The sequence below is a fragment of the Enterobacter sp. 296B2 genome, from assembly GCF_034106185.1.
GTDB classification, from domain to species: domain Bacteria; phylum Pseudomonadota; class Gammaproteobacteria; order Enterobacterales; family Enterobacteriaceae; genus Enterobacter; species Enterobacter cloacae_N.
In genome coordinates this window covers 89,338-103,722 of the sequence record NZ_JAWNCA010000006.1, presented here as the reverse complement: position 1 = coordinate 103,722, position 14,385 = coordinate 89,338, and the positions used below count along the sequence as shown (strand labels likewise).

Here is a 14,385-nt window from a genome sequence, read left to right as displayed (position 1 = left end):
TACTGCTGGACGACACATTACGTTCTAATTATTGATATCTATCCATTGTCTCAATTGAGATGAGCGATAAAGGGCCTCCACAAGCGCGAGTGATTTTCCGGCAGAATGGATATCGGTGTAGTCCGTTTCTCCCGAGTGATTAATGGCGTGATAAAAACGGCGGATCGCCTGCTGATGTCCCAGCCCCCAGTAGCTTTTGACCGAGCCGTCAGGGGAGTCATCGCTCACCAGCCTGCGACGCTCGCCGGGGGTGATGCGCCAGAGCACGTTGTCATTCATTAACAGCGAACCCCGTTCACAGTGGATTTCCAGCCAGAGAGGGGAATCCACTGTATTGCAGTTGCTGGCATAAAACAGGCCGCGCGCGCCGTTGGCAAAGTGCAGCGTCGCCATTGCGCTGTCTTCCCCTTCGGTGACGTCCGCCAGTTCACCGCTATCCACCACGCCTTTCAGACGCGTCACGCCGCCGGTGAACCACTGCATCAGGTCAAGGGTATGGATCGCCTGGTTGATCAGCAGGCTGCCGCCTTCCGTTGCCAGCCGTCCACGCCACGGGCTTTCGGTGTAGTACGCCCCCGAGCGTGACCACGTCAGCACCGCTTTCATACTGAGCATCTTCCCCAGTTCGCCATTGTTCAGCGCCTGACGGATGCGCAGGCTGGTGGGGTTGAGCCGGTTTTGATAGCAAACGCCAAGCAGGCCTGGAGCCTGCTCAACGGCGCGGGCGATATCGTCGAGTTCGCTGCTGTTCATCCCTACCGGTTTTTCGCAGAACACATGCTTCCCGGCAGAGAGTGCATCCAGGATCATGCGTTTATGTTCGAAATGCGGCGTGCAGATATGAACCACGTCGATGGCATCATCCCGCAGCATTTCCCGGTAATCCTGATAAAAACGGCACTGGTAATCCATCGCCAGCTTCAGTCCTTTGACGCTGTCGATGTCTACCAGCGCGCGCAGCGCGACGTTGGGGATCTGGCGTAAGGCGTTCACATGGCAGCCGTGAATCGCGCCGGCGCCGATAACCGCCGTGTTCAGGATCGTCATCGTTACCTCCCGTTATGCCGTCGCGTTGGCCAGCATCTGTGCCTTCACGCAGAGCTCCGCCGCCTTGAAGGCGTGCGACTGCGTCATGGCGTTTTCGGTACGGTGCAGGCAGTCGAGGATCAGTTCCCCAAAGAACGGGAACCCGACCTGCCCAGCCACCGGATAACGGAATTCCCCCTCTTTATTGACCAGGTAAACCACGTCCTGCTCGCCACGGGTGAGATCGACATATTTACGGATTTCGATATAGCCTTCGGTGCCGAGCAGCGTCAGGCGGCCGTCGCCCCATGTTGAGAGCCCGTCCGGGGTGAACCAGTCGCAGCGGAAATAGCCGCTGGCGCCGTTTTCTCCTTTCAGCATGGCATCGCCAAAATCTTCAAATGCCGGGTACTGCGGGTGTTTAACGTTGCGAACCTGGCTTGCCACCACGGAGGCCTCGCTGTTTCCGGTGTAAAACAGGAACTGCTCAATCTGGTGGCTGCCGATATCGCACAAAATGCCGCCGAAGTAACGACGATCGTAGAACCAGTCCGGGCGACCGGTGCCTTCCCGGTGCGGGCCGGTTCCCAGGGTTTGCACGACGCGGCCAATCGCGCCCTGCTGCACCAGCTGTCCGGCAAAAACCGCACTCTCTACGTGCAGGCGTTCGCTGTAGTACACCGCGTATTTCTTCCCGGTTTTCTCCACCATCGCTTTAGCGTCGGCCAGCTGTTCAAGGGTGGTGAGCGGTGCTTTATCCGTGAAGTAGTCCTTGCCCGCCGCCATTGCTTTCAGCCCCAGCGCGCAGCGTTCGGACGGGATGGCCGCACCCGCAACCAGACGCACCTCGTCGTCGTTGAGTATCACCTCCAGCGACTCCGCCACTTTTGCCTGCGGGTACTGCTGGATAAATTTATCCACTTTTGCCGGGTCAGGGTCGTACACCCACTTCAGCGTGGCGCCGGCTTCAATCAGGCCGTTACTCATCCCGTAGATATGGCCGTGGTCGAGCGCGGCGGCGGCAAACACAAACTCTCCTTCCCTGACAACGGGCTGCGGTTTGCCCACCGGGGCGTAGTTCATTCCGTCATTTTTGTTCATGCTGATACTCCTCGATCCAGATCTTTACCCAGAGGGATAGCGCCCACTTCGCTGAAGTTGGCGACGCTTGCAGATTTTTCATAAAAACGGGGGGCGAGGGCGTTGGTCCCGCCGGTGCGATAAAACGGGTCATCACGCTGAATCGGCAGCGAAACTACGCTCCGGGTAATGGCGGATTTATAGATCGCGGTAATCAGCTCCAGCGAGCGTTTGCCCTGTAACCCATCCACTAACGGCGCCGTGCCGTGCTCGATGGCATAAAGCAGATCGTTAATCTGCCCGGCGTGCAGCGTCCATTCGAGTTTTCGGGTGTCGTGAAAAACGGCGTTGAGCTGCGCTTCTCGCGACAGATCGTTAGTTTCCTGCGGGAAGCCATTATCGGCACTGACGCTGGCGAAGGCCTGCCACGGCGCGGAGATGCGCGCCTTATCGCCCTGAATGACGATCTTCTGATCTTCCCCGTGGTGCACAACGGAGGCGGTAAGCTGCGCGAGCGCGCCGCCGGGGTATTTGAAAATTGCCGCGCTGAGGTCTTCCACTTCGGCGTTGTCGTGCGCCACGTTGGTCATCATCGCCACCACCTCTGACGGGAAGCCGAGCATCCACTGAATGGCGTCGATATGGTGTACCGCGTGGTTCAGGGTGCAGCCGCCGCCCTCTTTTTCCCAGGTACCGCGCCACCACAGGTCGTAGTAGCAGTGTCCGCGCCACCAGAGCGAATCCACCTGCGCGTGGCAAATCTTCCCGGCGAGCCCCGATTCCAGCGCGGCTTTTAAGCGCCAGAAGGCATCGGTAAAACGGTTCTGGGCAATGATGGAGAGCGTCTTGCCGCTGGCCTTTTGTGCAGCGATCATCGCGTCGCACTCCTCCAGCGAGGCGGCCATCGGTTTTTCGCACAGCACGTGGCAACCCGCGTGCAGGGCATCAATGCTGATTTCTGCATGGACGTAAGGCGGGGTACATACGTCGACGATGTGGATATCCGCCTCTGACGCCAGCATTTGCTGGTGGCTTTCATACACGCGCGCATCCGTCAGGCCGTAGCGCGTTTTTTTCTCGTGGGCTTTTTCCGGGTAGATATCGACCAGCGCGACGATCCGGCAGCGCTGGCCAAACTGCAAATAGCCCTGAATATGGTTATGGGAGATATTCCCTGTTCCCACGATGGCGACATTTAACATCGTTTTATCTCCGAAGTTACCAGGTGCCAGAGGCGTCCAGCGTGACGCTGGTGGTCTCTTTAGCTACTGAGGTGCTGATACGCTGTTGAAGCAGACGCAGATACTGTTTCTCGTTGAGCGGCAGGTCGACCCAGTCGTCTGTCCAGGTGGAGAGGTGCATGGCGTTGGAGAGCGTCAGCCCGCTGATCCCCTCCAGACCCGGCGCAATCAGCGGCTCGCCGCGAAGGATGGCGGCACAGAAGTTGGCGGTAATAACGTGATGATCGCTGCATTCCGGGGCGACGGGGAGCGTCACCTCCCAGCATTCAGGTTCACCGAAGCCGTTTTGCCAGCGGGCGTTGAAGGCGGTTTCGGACTCACGCAGCCGCCAGTAGCGCAGCTTGCCCTCTTCAACGACCACCTTGCCGCGGTCGCCGACGATTTCCAGCCGGTTGGTACCCGGCGTTTCCGCCACGGTGGTGATAAACACGCCGGTCGCGCCGTTGGCATACTCAGCGTAGGCGGTGACCTCGTCTTCCACTTCGATATCGCGATGCTTGCCGAACTGACAGAACGCGCGCAGGCGGACCGGCATCCCCACCAGCCACTGCCAGAGATCGAGCTGATGCGGGTCCTGGTTGAGCAGCACGCCGCCGCCTTCTCCTTTCCAGGTGGCGCGCCAGCCGCCGGAGTTGTAGTAACTCTGCGAGCGATACCAGTTGGTGATGATCCAGTTGGAGCGGCGGATCTCACCCAGCTCGCCGCTGTTGATAAGATCTTTCACCTTCTGGTAAAGCGGATTCGGGCGCTGGTTGTACATGATGCCAAACACCACGTCGCACTCCCGGGCGCAGGCGTTCATCTCCTGCACCTGCGCCGTATATACGCCTGCCGGTTTTTCACACAGGGTGTGAATGCCGTTGCGCATCGCCAGCATCGACAGGCGCGGATGCTCGTAGTGCGGCGTCGCGACAATCACCGCGTCGATAAGCCCGCTCTGGAGCATCTCCTGCGCGTCGCTGAATAACGGGAGGGTGCCGACCAGTTGGCGAATAGCCGGATGCTTTTCAACGGCATTATCGCAAACTGCCGTCAGGCAGGCGTCGCTGACCGTACCCGCCAGTAAATAGCGTGCGTGGACCGTACCGATATTACCTATTCCAATAATGCCAAAACGTACCTTCTCCATGTCACACCTTAATTTCTGTTGAAAAGAAGTGATGACCGGAAAATAGGAAAGGCGAGCCGCAGCGACAATGTGTTTTTGTGAGAATACTCGCAAGGTGGTTAAGTAATCTCCAGGCTTTTTGAAATTTGGTTTTAAAATCAAAAGGCTGTTTCTGCAAATATTTGCAAAAACTGAATGAGAGCGAGGTCACACTATGCCCGGCAGGTTAAAAATGGAGGAAATTGCGGCCCTGACGGGCTTTTCCGTCAGCACGGTTTCGCGGGTGTTAAGCGGCAAATCGTATACCAGCGATAAAGCCCGGGAGGCGATCGTTCGCACCGCACGAGAATTAGGCGTACTGGAGTCAATGGCGAGCGGCAGACTATTAATTAACGGTATCGCTGTTTTTGCACCAGAAAGAACTTTTCAGGGACGCGGGGATATTTTTTATCTGGAGGTGACGAAAGGGATTGCTGAAGCCTGCGCGCGGCACAACGTGTGGGTCAGCTGCTGTGGATTAGAAGAGCAGCACGCCGATGTGAAATTATTTATGGAAAAGGCCAGCCAGAAGAATATCAACGCGATAATTATTATTGGGACTGATGATTCCACCATATTTAAACTCGCCAGCACGCTGAATAAGCCCTGCGTATTAATTAATTCCGTTGACCGGGATCGGGAGCTGGATGCCGTTTCGCCCGATCACCGGGCGATTGGCTTTACCGCCATGCAGTATCTTTTTGAGCAGGGACATCGGCGGGTACTCACGCTCACCTGCCTGCGGCGAGAAACGCTGTATGCGCGTCTGGACGGCATTAAAGAGGCGTACCGCCATTTTCACGTGGCCTTTGATCCCCAGCGAGATTTGCTGGTGACGGAGTGGTTTACCGCAGAGGAGGCCGAGCGGGCGCTGGATGCGTGGCTGATGAATCATGACAGATCCCAGTGGCCGGAGGTTATTTTCCCGAACAGCACCAGTATGGTGGAGGGGGTAGTCAGGGCGTTAACCCGCCACGGGCTGCGCATTCCGGAAGACATTTCGCTGATTACGACCGATTTTGCATGGAACCTGGCGCACCGTCTGGAAAAACCGGTCACGGGCGTGACGGTGCCCTGTCGCGAGCTGGGGATTGAAGCCGTACACCTGCTGCAAACGCGGCTCAACCGGCCGCAGGCGCCGGTCTTTAACCTGCTGCTGCAGGGGAAGGTAATGGACTACGGTTCGGTCAGTAACGCCACGCGCCACGCGGCTCGCGTGGCGCTGGAACGCTAATCAGGCCAGCTGTGGCGGCAGACAGACGCCGATGCCCCCGATACCGCAGTAGCCGTACGGATTTTTGTGCAGGTACTGCTGGTGATCGTCCTCGGCATAGTAGAACGGTTTCGCGGCGGCGATCTCTGTCGTCACGTCGCGCGTATCACCCGCTTCACGCATGGCCTGCTGGAAACGCTCAAGGCTGGCGCGTGCGGCGGCGTCCTGCTCAGGCGTGAGCGGATAAATCGCCGAGCGGTACTGCGTGCCGTGGTCGTTGCCCTGACGCATGCCCTGGGCCGGGTCGTGGTTTTCCCAGAAGACCTGCAGGAGCTGTTCGTAGCTAATGACCGCAGGGTCATACACCACGCGGACCGCTTCCGCATGCCCGGTTTCGCCGGAGCAGACTTCGCGGTAGGTTGGGTTCGGCGTGTAACCGCCCGTGTAGCCGGCCGCGGTGCTGTACACGCCGGGCAACTGCCAGAAGAGGCGCTCAACGCCCCAGAAGCAGCCCATGGCGAACAGGGCGATTTCCATTCCATCCGGCACGTTGGTCATTGAATGGTTGTTGACGGCGTGTAAGGTTGCCACAGGCATAGGGGTGTTGCGTCCCGGTAATGCATCAGCTTGTGAAACCAGATGCTTTTTGTCGAATAAACTCACGATGGGGCCTCCCGGGGTGCGATGTTTCGGTTAAGGTTGTCACGAAGCGTTTAATTGAACACAATAAATGCGCTGAATGAGACTAGATTTAATCATAAGAAATATTTGGGTGTTACACCCGTTTTCAACCCACGATTTGGGTTTTTGGCTACCAGGCCGTATTTTGCCGCACAGCGGCGCTTCATTTGCTTCCAGGGTGGAAAAGGGATATTCAGGAGAAAACGTGACAAAAATCCGCCAGTTATGTTTAGTCAGTGTGTTGCTGACAAGCGGGGTTGCCAGCGCGGCGAATGTCCGTTTGCAGGTTGAGGGGTTATCCGGGGCGCTGGAAAAAAACGTGCGTGCGCAGCTGTCGACCATCCAGAGTGATGAGGTGACGCCGGACCGGCGTTTTCGCGCGCGCGTGGATGATGCGATCCGTGAAGGGCTAAAAGCGCTGGGGTATTACGAACCCACCATTGATTTCGATCTCCGCCCGCCGCCAAAGAAGGGGCGTCAGGTGCTTATTGCCCGCGTCTCACCGGGTGAGCCGGTGCTGATCGGCGGCACGAACGTCATCCTGCGCGGCGGCGCGCGTACCGACCGGGATTACCTGGATCTGCTCAGCACGCGGCCAAAAGTCGGCACCGTGCTTAATCACGGCGACTACGACCACTTCAAAAAAGAGCTGACGAGCGTCTCCCTGCGCAAGGGCTACTTCGACAGCCAGTTCAATAAAAGCCAGCTGGGCATTGCGCTGGATCGACGTCAGGCCTTCTGGGATATCGACTATGACAGCGGGGAACGCTACCGCTTTGGTGATGTGACGTTTGAAGGTTCGCAAATTCGTGAAGAGTACCTGCAAAACCTCGTGCCGTTCAAAAAAGGCGATTACTACCAGTCGAGCGACCTGGCGGAGCTGAACCGTCGTCTTTCTGCTACCGGCTGGTTTAACTCAGTGGTTGTCGCACCGGAATTTGATAAGTCTCGCAAAACCAAGGTGTTGCCGCTGCATGGCGTTGTCTCGCCGCGCACCGAGAACACCATTGAGACCGGTGTTGGCTACTCGACAGACGTCGGCCCGCGCGTGAAGGCCACCTGGAAAAAGCCGTGGATGAACTCCTACGGCCACAGCCTGACCACCAGCGCCAGCATTTCCGCCCCGGAACAGCAGCTTGATTTCAGCTACAAAATGCCGCTGCTGAAAAACCCGCTTGAGCAGTACTATCTGGTTCAGGGGGGCTTTAAGCGTACCGACCTGAACGATACGGAGTCCGATTCCACCACGCTCGCGGTTTCCCGCTTCTGGGATCTCTCCAGCGGCTGGCAGCGCGCCATTAACCTGCGCTGGAGCCTGGACCACTTTACCCAGGCTAACGTCACCAACACCACCATGCTGCTCTATCCTGGGGTGATGATCAGCCGCACCCGCTCGCGCGGCGGCCTGATGCCAACCTGGGGGGATTCACAGCGTTACTCTATCGACTACTCCAATACGATGTGGGGCTCTGACGTCGACTTCACTGTGGTGCAGGCGCAAAACGTCTGGATCCGCACGCTGTATGACAAACACCGCTTTGTCATGCGCGGCAATCTCGGCTGGATTGAAACGGGCGATTTCGAGCGCGTTCCGCCGGACCTGCGCTTCTTCGCCGGGGGCGACCGCAGCATTCGCGGGTATAAGTACAAATCGATCTCGCCTGAAAACGAAAAAGGCCAGCTGACCGGGGCATCAAAACTGGCGACCGGATCGCTGGAGTATCAGTACAACGTCAGCGGCAAGTGGTGGGGCGCCATGTTTGTTGACGGTGGTGAAGCGGTGAACGATATCCGCCGCAGCGATTTTAAAACCGGTGCAGGCGTGGGCGTACGCTGGCAATCACCCGTCGGGCCCATCAAGCTCGATTTTGCCGTGCCTGTCGGCGACAAAGACGAACACGGATTACAGTTTTACATCGGTCTGGGGCCTGAATTATGAGTTTATGGAAGAAAATAAGCCTCGGGGTGCTGATTTTTATCGTGCTGCTGCTCGGTACGGTGGCGTTTCTGGTAGGAACGACGACCGGGCTGCATCTGCTGTTTAACGCCGCGAACCGCTGGGTGCCGGGGCTGGAGATTGGTCAGGTGACGGGCGGCTGGCGCGATCTGCGTCTGAAGAACATCCGCTACGAGCAACCTGGCGTGGCGGTCAACGCCGGGGAATTCCATCTCGCGGTGAAGCTGGGCTGCCTTCGGGACAGTAAGCTCTGCGTGAACGATCTGTCGCTAAAAGACATCAACGTGGCGATAGACTCAAAGAAGATGCCGCCGTCTGCGCCGGCCGAGGAAGAGGACAGCGGCCCGCTGAATCTCTCCACGCCGTACCCGATTGCGCTTTATCGGGTGGCGCTGGATAACGTCAATATCAAAATCGACGACACCACCGTGTCCGTCATGGACTTCACCTCCGGCCTGCGCTGGCAGGAGAAAAACCTCACCCTGACGCCAACCTCACTGCAGGGGTTGCTGATCGCGCTGCCGAAAGTGGCGGACGTGGCGCAGGAGGAGATCGTCGAGCCGAAGATCCAGAACCCGCAGCCGGAAGAGAAGCCGCTGGGCGAAACGCTGAAAGATCTCTTCTCGAAACCTGTCCTGCCGGAAATGACTGACGTGCATCTGCCGCTGAACCTCAACATTGAGGAGTTCAAAGGCGAACAGCTGCGCCTGACCGGCGATACCGACCTGACGGTCTATAACATGCTGCTGAAAGTCAGCAGCATTGACGGCAACATGAAGCTCGACGCGCTGGATATCGACACCAACCAGGGCTCGGTGAACGCGTCAGGCAACGCCCTGCTGCGCGACAACTGGCCGGTGGATATCACCCTCAACAGCTCGCTTAATATTGACCCGCTGAAGGGCGAAAAAGTGAAGGTTAAAGTGGGCGGGGCGCTGCGCGAGAAGCTGGATGTCGGGGTGAATCTCTCCGGCCCGGTAGACATGGCCCTGCGTGCGCAAACCCAGCTGGCGGAAGCCGGGCTGCCGCTCAATCTTGAGGTGGTCAGCAAGCAGCTTTACTGGCCGTTTACCGGCGAAAAACAGTATCAGGCCGATGACCTGAAGCTGAAGCTGAGCGGCAAGATGACCGACTACACGCTCTCGTTCCGCACCGCGGTGAAGGGGCAGGGCGTGCCGCCCGCCACTATCACGCTGGATGCTAAAGGCAACGAACAGCAGGTTAACCTCGACAAGCTGACCGTCGCGGCGCTGGAAGGTAAGACCGAGCTGACCGCTCTGCTCGACTGGCAGCAGGCGATCAGCTGGCGCGGCGAACTGAAGCTGACGGGGATCAACACCGCCAAAGAGGTGCCGGACTGGCCGTCGAAGCTCGATGGTTTGATTAAAACCCGCGGCAGCCTCTACGGCGGTACGTGGCAGATGGACGTGCCGGAAATCAAGCTCACCGGGAACGTGAAGCAGAACAAGGTGAACGTTGAAGGCTCGGTGAAAGGCAACAGCTACCTGCAGTGGGTGATTCCGGGGCTGCACGTGGCGCTGGGCCGCAACACGGCGGATATCAAAGGCGAGCTGGGGGTGAAGGATCTCAATCTGGATGCCACCATCGACGCGCCGAATCTGGATAACGCTCTGCCGGGTCTGGGCGGTACGGCGAAAGGGCTCGTGAAAGTGCGCGGCACCGTGGAGGCGCCGCAGCTGCTGGCGGACATTACCGCCAACAATCTGCGCTGGCAGGAACTGAGCGTTGCCCGCGTCCGCGTGGAAGGGGATGTGAAATCCACCGAGCAGATCGGCGGCAACCTGAACCTGCGCGTGGAGCGCATTTCCCAGCCGGACGTCAACATTAGCCTGGTGACTCTGGACGCCAAAGGGAACGAGAAGCAGCACGATCTCCAGCTGCGTGTGCAGGGCGAACCGGTTTCCGGCCAGCTTCACCTGACCGGCAGCTTCGACCGAAAAGAAGCGCGCTGGAAAGGGACGCTGGACAACACCCGCTTCAACACCCCGGTGGGTCCGCTGGCGCTGGCGCGCTCTATTGCGCTGGACTACCGTAACGCCGAGCAGAAGATCAGCATCGGGCCACACTGCTGGACCAACCCGAATGCGGAGCTGTGCGTGCCGCAGACCATTGATGCGGGCGCGGAAGGGCGCGCGCAGATCAACCTCAACCGTTTCGATCTGGCGATACTTAAACCGTTTATGCCGGATACCACGCAGGCAAGCGGCGTCTTCAGCGGGAAAGCCGATGTCGCCTGGGACACCACCAAAGAGGGGCTGCCACAGGGCAGCGTTACGCTCTCCGGCCGCAACGTGAAGGTGACGCAGGAGGTGAACGACGCGCCGCTGCCGGTGGCCTTCGATACCCTGAACGTCAGCGCGGACCTGCATAATAACCGTGCGGAGCTGGGATGGCTTATCCGACTGACCAACAACGGCCAGATGGACGGGCAGATACAGATCACCGATCCGCAGGGACGGCGCAATCTGGGCGGTAACGTCAATATTCGGAACTTCAACCTGGCGATGGTGAACCCGATTTTCGCCCGCGGGGAAAAAGCCGAGGGCATGGTGAATGCCAATCTGCGTCTGGCTGGCGACGCGCAAAGCCCTCAGCTGTTCGGCCAGCTGCGGCTCAGCGGTGTGGATATCGACGGTAACTTCATGCCGTTTGATATGCAGCCCAGCCAGATCGCGATGAACTTCAACGGCATGAGCTCGACGCTGAGCGGCTCGGTATTAACTCAGCAGGGGCAAATTAACCTGAGCGGCGACGCGGACTGGAGCCAGCTCGACAACTGGCGAGCCCGTATTGCTGCGAAAGGCAGTAAGGTGCGCATCACCGTACCGCCAATGGTGCGCCTGGACGTCTCGCCGGACGTGGTCTTTGAAGCGACGCCAAGCCTCTTCACCCTGGATGGCCGTGTGGACGTGCCGTGGGCGCGCATTGTGGTTCACGAGGTACCGGAAAGCGCGGTCGGCGTCTCCAGTGATGAAGTTATGCTCAATGAAAATCTGAAACCTGCCGAAGAGAAGAGCGCTGGCATACCGATTAATAGTAACCTTATCGTGCACGTGGGGAATAACGTGCGGTTGGATGCGTTTGGGCTGAAGGCGAGGCTCACGGGCGACCTGAAAGTGGCGCAGGATAAGCAAGGGCTTGGCCTGAACGGGCAGATCAATATCCCTGAAGGGCGTTTCCACGCCTATGGTCAGGATCTGATTGTCCGCAAAGGCGAGCTGCTGTTCTCCGGTCCACCGGATCAACCATTGTTGAACATCGAAGCGATTCGTAACCCGGAAGCGACGGAAAACGACGTCATTGCTGGCGTACGCGTTACCGGCTCTGCCGACGAACCGAAGGCGGAGATCTTCTCTGACCCGGCGATGTCGCAGCAGGAAGCCCTCTCTTACCTGTTGCGCGGACAAGGCCTGGACAGCGGTCAGAGCGACAGCGCGGCGATGACCTCAATGTTGGTCGGCCTGGGGGTTGCACAAAGTGGGCAGGTTGTGGGTAAAATCGGCGAGACGTTCGGCGTAAGCAATCTGGCGCTGGACACCCAGGGCGTGGGTGACTCCTCGCAGGTGGTGGTCAGCGGCTATGTACTGCCGGGTCTGCAGGTAAAATATGGTGTGGGGATCTTTGACTCACTGGCAACACTCACGTTACGCTATCGCCTGATGCCTAAGCTATATCTGGAAGCAGTGTCCGGCGTAGACCAGGCACTTGATCTGCTCTATCAGTTTGAGTTTTAGCAATGCGAATATTTGTCTACGGCAGTTTACGAACCAGGCAAGGCAACAGTCACTGGATGACCAATGCCCAGCTACTGGGGAATTACAATATCGAGAACTACCAGTTGTACAGCCTGGGCCACTATCCAGGCGCGGTTCCCGGCGAAGGAACAGTACAGGGTGAAGTTTATCGTATTGATAACGCGACACTTGCCGAACTTGATGCCTTGCGCACCAGGGGCGGTGAATACGCTCGCCAGTTGATCCAGACGCCGTACGGAAGCGCGTGGATGTATGTCTACCAGCGTCCGGTCGACGGGTTAACGCGGATTGTAAGCGGTAACTGGTTAGACAGAGACCAGTACTGAAAAACGACAACGCCACCGTAAGGTGGCGTTGTTTTTTGTGTCTGGCAGTAAGAATTACTTCTTAGCAGCGCGTTCGAAGGAGGCGATGATTTCTGCTTTCGCCGCTTCTGCGTTGTCCCAGCCGTCAACCTTAACCCATTTGCCTTTTTCGAGGTCTTTGTAGTGCTCGAAGAAGTGGGCGATCTGCGCTTTCAGCAGCTCTGGCAGGTCGTTCACATCTTTAATGTGATCGTACTCTTTGCTCAGCTTGGTGTGCGGTACCGCAACCAGCTTCGCATCTTCACCCGCTTCGTCAGTCATTTTCAGCACGCCAACAGGACGGCAGCGAATGACGGAGCCTGGCTGCAGTGGGTATGGCGTTGGGACCAGCACGTCAACCGGGTCACCGTCCAGAGACAGGGTGTGGTTGATGTAGCCGTAGTTGCACGGATAGAACATTGCGGTAGACATGAAACGGTCAACGAACAGCGCACCGGTGTCTTTGTCGATTTCGTATTTGATTGGATCTGCGTTGGCCGGGATTTCGATAACAACGTAGATGTCTTCTGGCAGTTCTTTACCCGCAGGGACGTTGAGTAAGCTCATGTCGGTGTCCTTAAAAATGGATGGTAAACAAGTGGCAGGTATTATAGCCAACTCACGCCGAATGTCTCCGCCTGTTTTCGCTTTCTCTCCCCGCTAGCCCCACTTTTCAGACCGTTTCCATGACAGAAATATCCATAAACTCAGCCGCATTTTTAATGGTGAAATGAAAGCGATTACAAACTTGTGATTAACGTTTTATTCACTTTTCTGAAGTGTGATGTAACGCAATTCGTTACATATTTCATTGGCTATAGTCATTTCGCAGAACATCTTTTAACCAACAATAAACACCCCTACGAGGACGCTCATATGTGGAAGCGCTTACTTCTTGTCACAGCAGTTTCGGCAGCCATGTCGTCTATGGCGATGGCCGCTCCCTTAACCGTAGGTTTCTCGCAAGTTGGCTCTGAATCCGGCTGGCGTGCGGCAGAAACCAACGTTGCGAAAAGCGAGGCTCAGAAACGCGGTATCACCCTGAAAATCGCCGATGGTCAGCAAAAACAAGAGAATCAGATCAAAGCCGTACGCTCCTTTATCGCCCAGGGCGTGGATGCCATCTTTATTGCACCAGTGGTGGCGACCGGCTGGGAACCCGTCCTGAAGGAAGCGAAAGACGCTGAAATTCCGGTCTTCCTGCTGGACCGTTCCATCGACGTCAAAGACAAATCCCTCTATATGACCACCGTCACTGCCAACAACGTGCTTGAAGGACAGTTAATTGGCGACTGGCTGATTAAACAGGTCGACGGCAAGCCGTGTAACGTCGTTGAGCTGCAGGGCACCGTCGGTGCCAGCGTGGCCATCGACCGTAAGAAAGGGTTTGCTGAGGCCATTGCCAAAGCGCCAAACATCAAGATTATCCGCTCCCAGTCCGGCGACTTTACCCGCAGTAAGGGTAAAGAGGTCATGGAGAGCTTTATCAAGGCTGAAAACAACGGCAAGAACATCTGCATGGTTTACGCCCACAACGATGATATGGCGATCGGCGCAATTCAGGCCATTAAAGAAGCGGGCCTGAAGCCGGGCAAAGACATCCTCACCGGCTCTATCGACGGCGTGCCTGACATCTATAAAGCAATGATCGATGGTGAAGCCAACGCCAGCGTGGAGCTTACGCCAAACATGGCGGGCCCGGCATTCGACGCGCTGGAGAAATTCAAGAAAGACGGCACGATGCCTGAGAAGGTGACCGTCACCAAGTCCACGCTCTACCTGCCGGATACGGCGAAAGAAGAGTTAGAGAAGAAGAAAAATATGGGCTACTAAGCCCCGCCGCGCCCCTCACCCTAGCCCTCTCCCCGGAGGGGAGAGGGAAAAGGCGGGTTGGGCAGAAAATTAAAGACAGGCACGAAC

General features: G+C 57.4%; 11 protein-coding genes. 5 read left to right on the top strand and 6 right to left on the bottom strand.

Annotated features, from left to right (window positions below; all coding sequences use genetic code 11):
- Positions 1 to 24: 24 nt before the first annotated feature.
- Genes URZ40_RS06720 through URZ40_RS06705 form a run of 4 tightly spaced genes read right to left on the bottom strand, consistent with a single transcriptional unit; the run spans position 25 to position 4,476 of the window.
- Positions 25 to 1,047, bottom strand: a complete 1,023-nt coding sequence (locus URZ40_RS06720) for a Gfo/Idh/MocA family oxidoreductase (RefSeq protein WP_320720116.1) — start codon at positions 1,045 to 1,047, stop codon at positions 25 to 27.
- A 12-nt stretch (positions 1,048 to 1,059) separates the two neighbouring features.
- The gene (locus URZ40_RS06715; protein ID WP_192981773.1) at positions 1,060 to 2,127 is read right to left on the bottom strand and encodes a Gfo/Idh/MocA family protein; all 1,068 of its coding nucleotides are present in this window, start codon (positions 2,125 to 2,127) and stop codon (positions 1,060 to 1,062) included.
- Positions 2,124 to 3,308 (bottom strand): Gfo/Idh/MocA family oxidoreductase, encoded by a 1,185-nt coding sequence (locus tag URZ40_RS06710; RefSeq protein ID WP_320720114.1) that lies wholly within the window; start codon positions 3,306 to 3,308, stop codon positions 2,124 to 2,126. The genes URZ40_RS06715 and URZ40_RS06710 overlap by 4 nt, the downstream gene beginning before the upstream one ends.
- A 16-nt stretch (positions 3,309 to 3,324) precedes the next feature.
- Positions 3,325 to 4,476 carry a Gfo/Idh/MocA family oxidoreductase gene (locus tag URZ40_RS06705; RefSeq protein ID WP_320720113.1) on the bottom strand — a complete coding sequence of 384 codons (1,152 nt, stop codon included), beginning with the start codon at positions 4,474 to 4,476 and terminating at the stop codon, positions 3,325 to 3,327.
- A 193-nt stretch (positions 4,477 to 4,669) separates the two neighbouring features.
- Between URZ40_RS06705 and URZ40_RS06700 the strand changes: the two genes are divergently transcribed.
- On the top strand, positions 4,670 to 5,728 hold the full coding sequence (locus tag URZ40_RS06700; RefSeq protein ID WP_116343586.1) for a LacI family DNA-binding transcriptional regulator: 1,059 nt from the start codon (positions 4,670 to 4,672) through the stop codon (positions 5,726 to 5,728).
- On the opposite strand, the gene msrA is transcribed toward URZ40_RS06700, so the two are convergent.
- The gene (gene msrA / locus URZ40_RS06695; protein ID WP_116343585.1) at positions 5,729 to 6,370 is read right to left on the bottom strand and encodes a peptide-methionine (S)-S-oxide reductase MsrA; all 642 of its coding nucleotides are present in this window, start codon (positions 6,368 to 6,370) and stop codon (positions 5,729 to 5,731) included.
- Positions 6,371 to 6,593: 223 nt separating this feature from the next.
- Here msrA and tamA point away from each other — a divergent pair, with 223 nt between their 5' ends.
- From tamA to URZ40_RS06680, 3 genes are read left to right on the top strand one after another with little or no spacing between them, the layout of a single operon-like run.
- On the top strand, positions 6,594 to 8,327 hold the full coding sequence (gene tamA, locus URZ40_RS06690) for an autotransporter assembly complex protein TamA (protein ID WP_116343584.1): 1,734 nt from the start codon (positions 6,594 to 6,596) through the stop codon (positions 8,325 to 8,327).
- Positions 8,324 to 12,100, top strand: a complete 3,777-nt coding sequence (gene tamB, locus URZ40_RS06685; protein ID WP_320720110.1) for an autotransporter assembly complex protein TamB — start codon at positions 8,324 to 8,326, stop codon at positions 12,098 to 12,100. Before tamA ends, tamB begins: the two co-directional genes overlap by 4 nt.
- A gap of 2 nt (positions 12,101 to 12,102) precedes the next feature.
- A complete protein-coding gene (locus URZ40_RS06680) occupies positions 12,103 to 12,447 on the top strand; it encodes a gamma-glutamylcyclotransferase (RefSeq protein WP_008501424.1) in 345 nt (114 codons plus the stop codon).
- 54 nt (positions 12,448 to 12,501) lie between these two features.
- On the opposite strand, the gene ppa is transcribed toward URZ40_RS06680, so the two are convergent.
- Complete coding sequence (gene ppa / locus URZ40_RS06675; RefSeq protein WP_041911466.1) at positions 12,502 to 13,032, bottom strand: inorganic diphosphatase; 531 nt, start codon at positions 13,030 to 13,032, stop codon at positions 12,502 to 12,504.
- 309 nt (positions 13,033 to 13,341) lie between these two features.
- On the opposite strand from ppa, the gene ytfQ reads away from it, so the two are divergent.
- The gene (gene ytfQ, locus URZ40_RS06670) at positions 13,342 to 14,298 is read left to right on the top strand and encodes a galactofuranose ABC transporter substrate-binding protein YtfQ (protein ID WP_021240696.1); all 957 of its coding nucleotides are present in this window, start codon (positions 13,342 to 13,344) and stop codon (positions 14,296 to 14,298) included.
- Positions 14,299 to 14,385: the final 87 nt, after the last annotated feature.

Coding starts and splice junctions, on each gene's coding strand:
- URZ40_RS06700 (WP_116343586.1), top strand. CDS start 4,670: ATGCCCGGCAGGTTAAAAATGGAGGAAATTGCGGCCCTGACGGGCTTT.
- ppa (WP_041911466.1), bottom strand. CDS start 13,032: ATGAGCTTACTCAACGTCCCTGCGGGTAAAGAACTGCCAGAAGACATC.
- URZ40_RS06705 (WP_320720113.1), bottom strand. CDS start 4,476: ATGGAGAAGGTACGTTTTGGCATTATTGGAATAGGTAATATCGGTACG.
- ytfQ (WP_021240696.1), top strand. CDS start 13,342: ATGTGGAAGCGCTTACTTCTTGTCACAGCAGTTTCGGCAGCCATGTCG.
- URZ40_RS06720 (WP_320720116.1), bottom strand. CDS start 1,047: ATGACGATCCTGAACACGGCGGTTATCGGCGCCGGCGCGATTCACGGC.
- URZ40_RS06680 (WP_008501424.1), top strand. CDS start 12,103: ATGCGAATATTTGTCTACGGCAGTTTACGAACCAGGCAAGGCAACAGT.
- tamB (WP_320720110.1), top strand. CDS start 8,324: ATGAGTTTATGGAAGAAAATAAGCCTCGGGGTGCTGATTTTTATCGTG.
- URZ40_RS06710 (WP_320720114.1), bottom strand. CDS start 3,308: ATGTTAAATGTCGCCATCGTGGGAACAGGGAATATCTCCCATAACCAT.
- URZ40_RS06715 (WP_192981773.1), bottom strand. CDS start 2,127: ATGAACAAAAATGACGGAATGAACTACGCCCCGGTGGGCAAACCGCAG.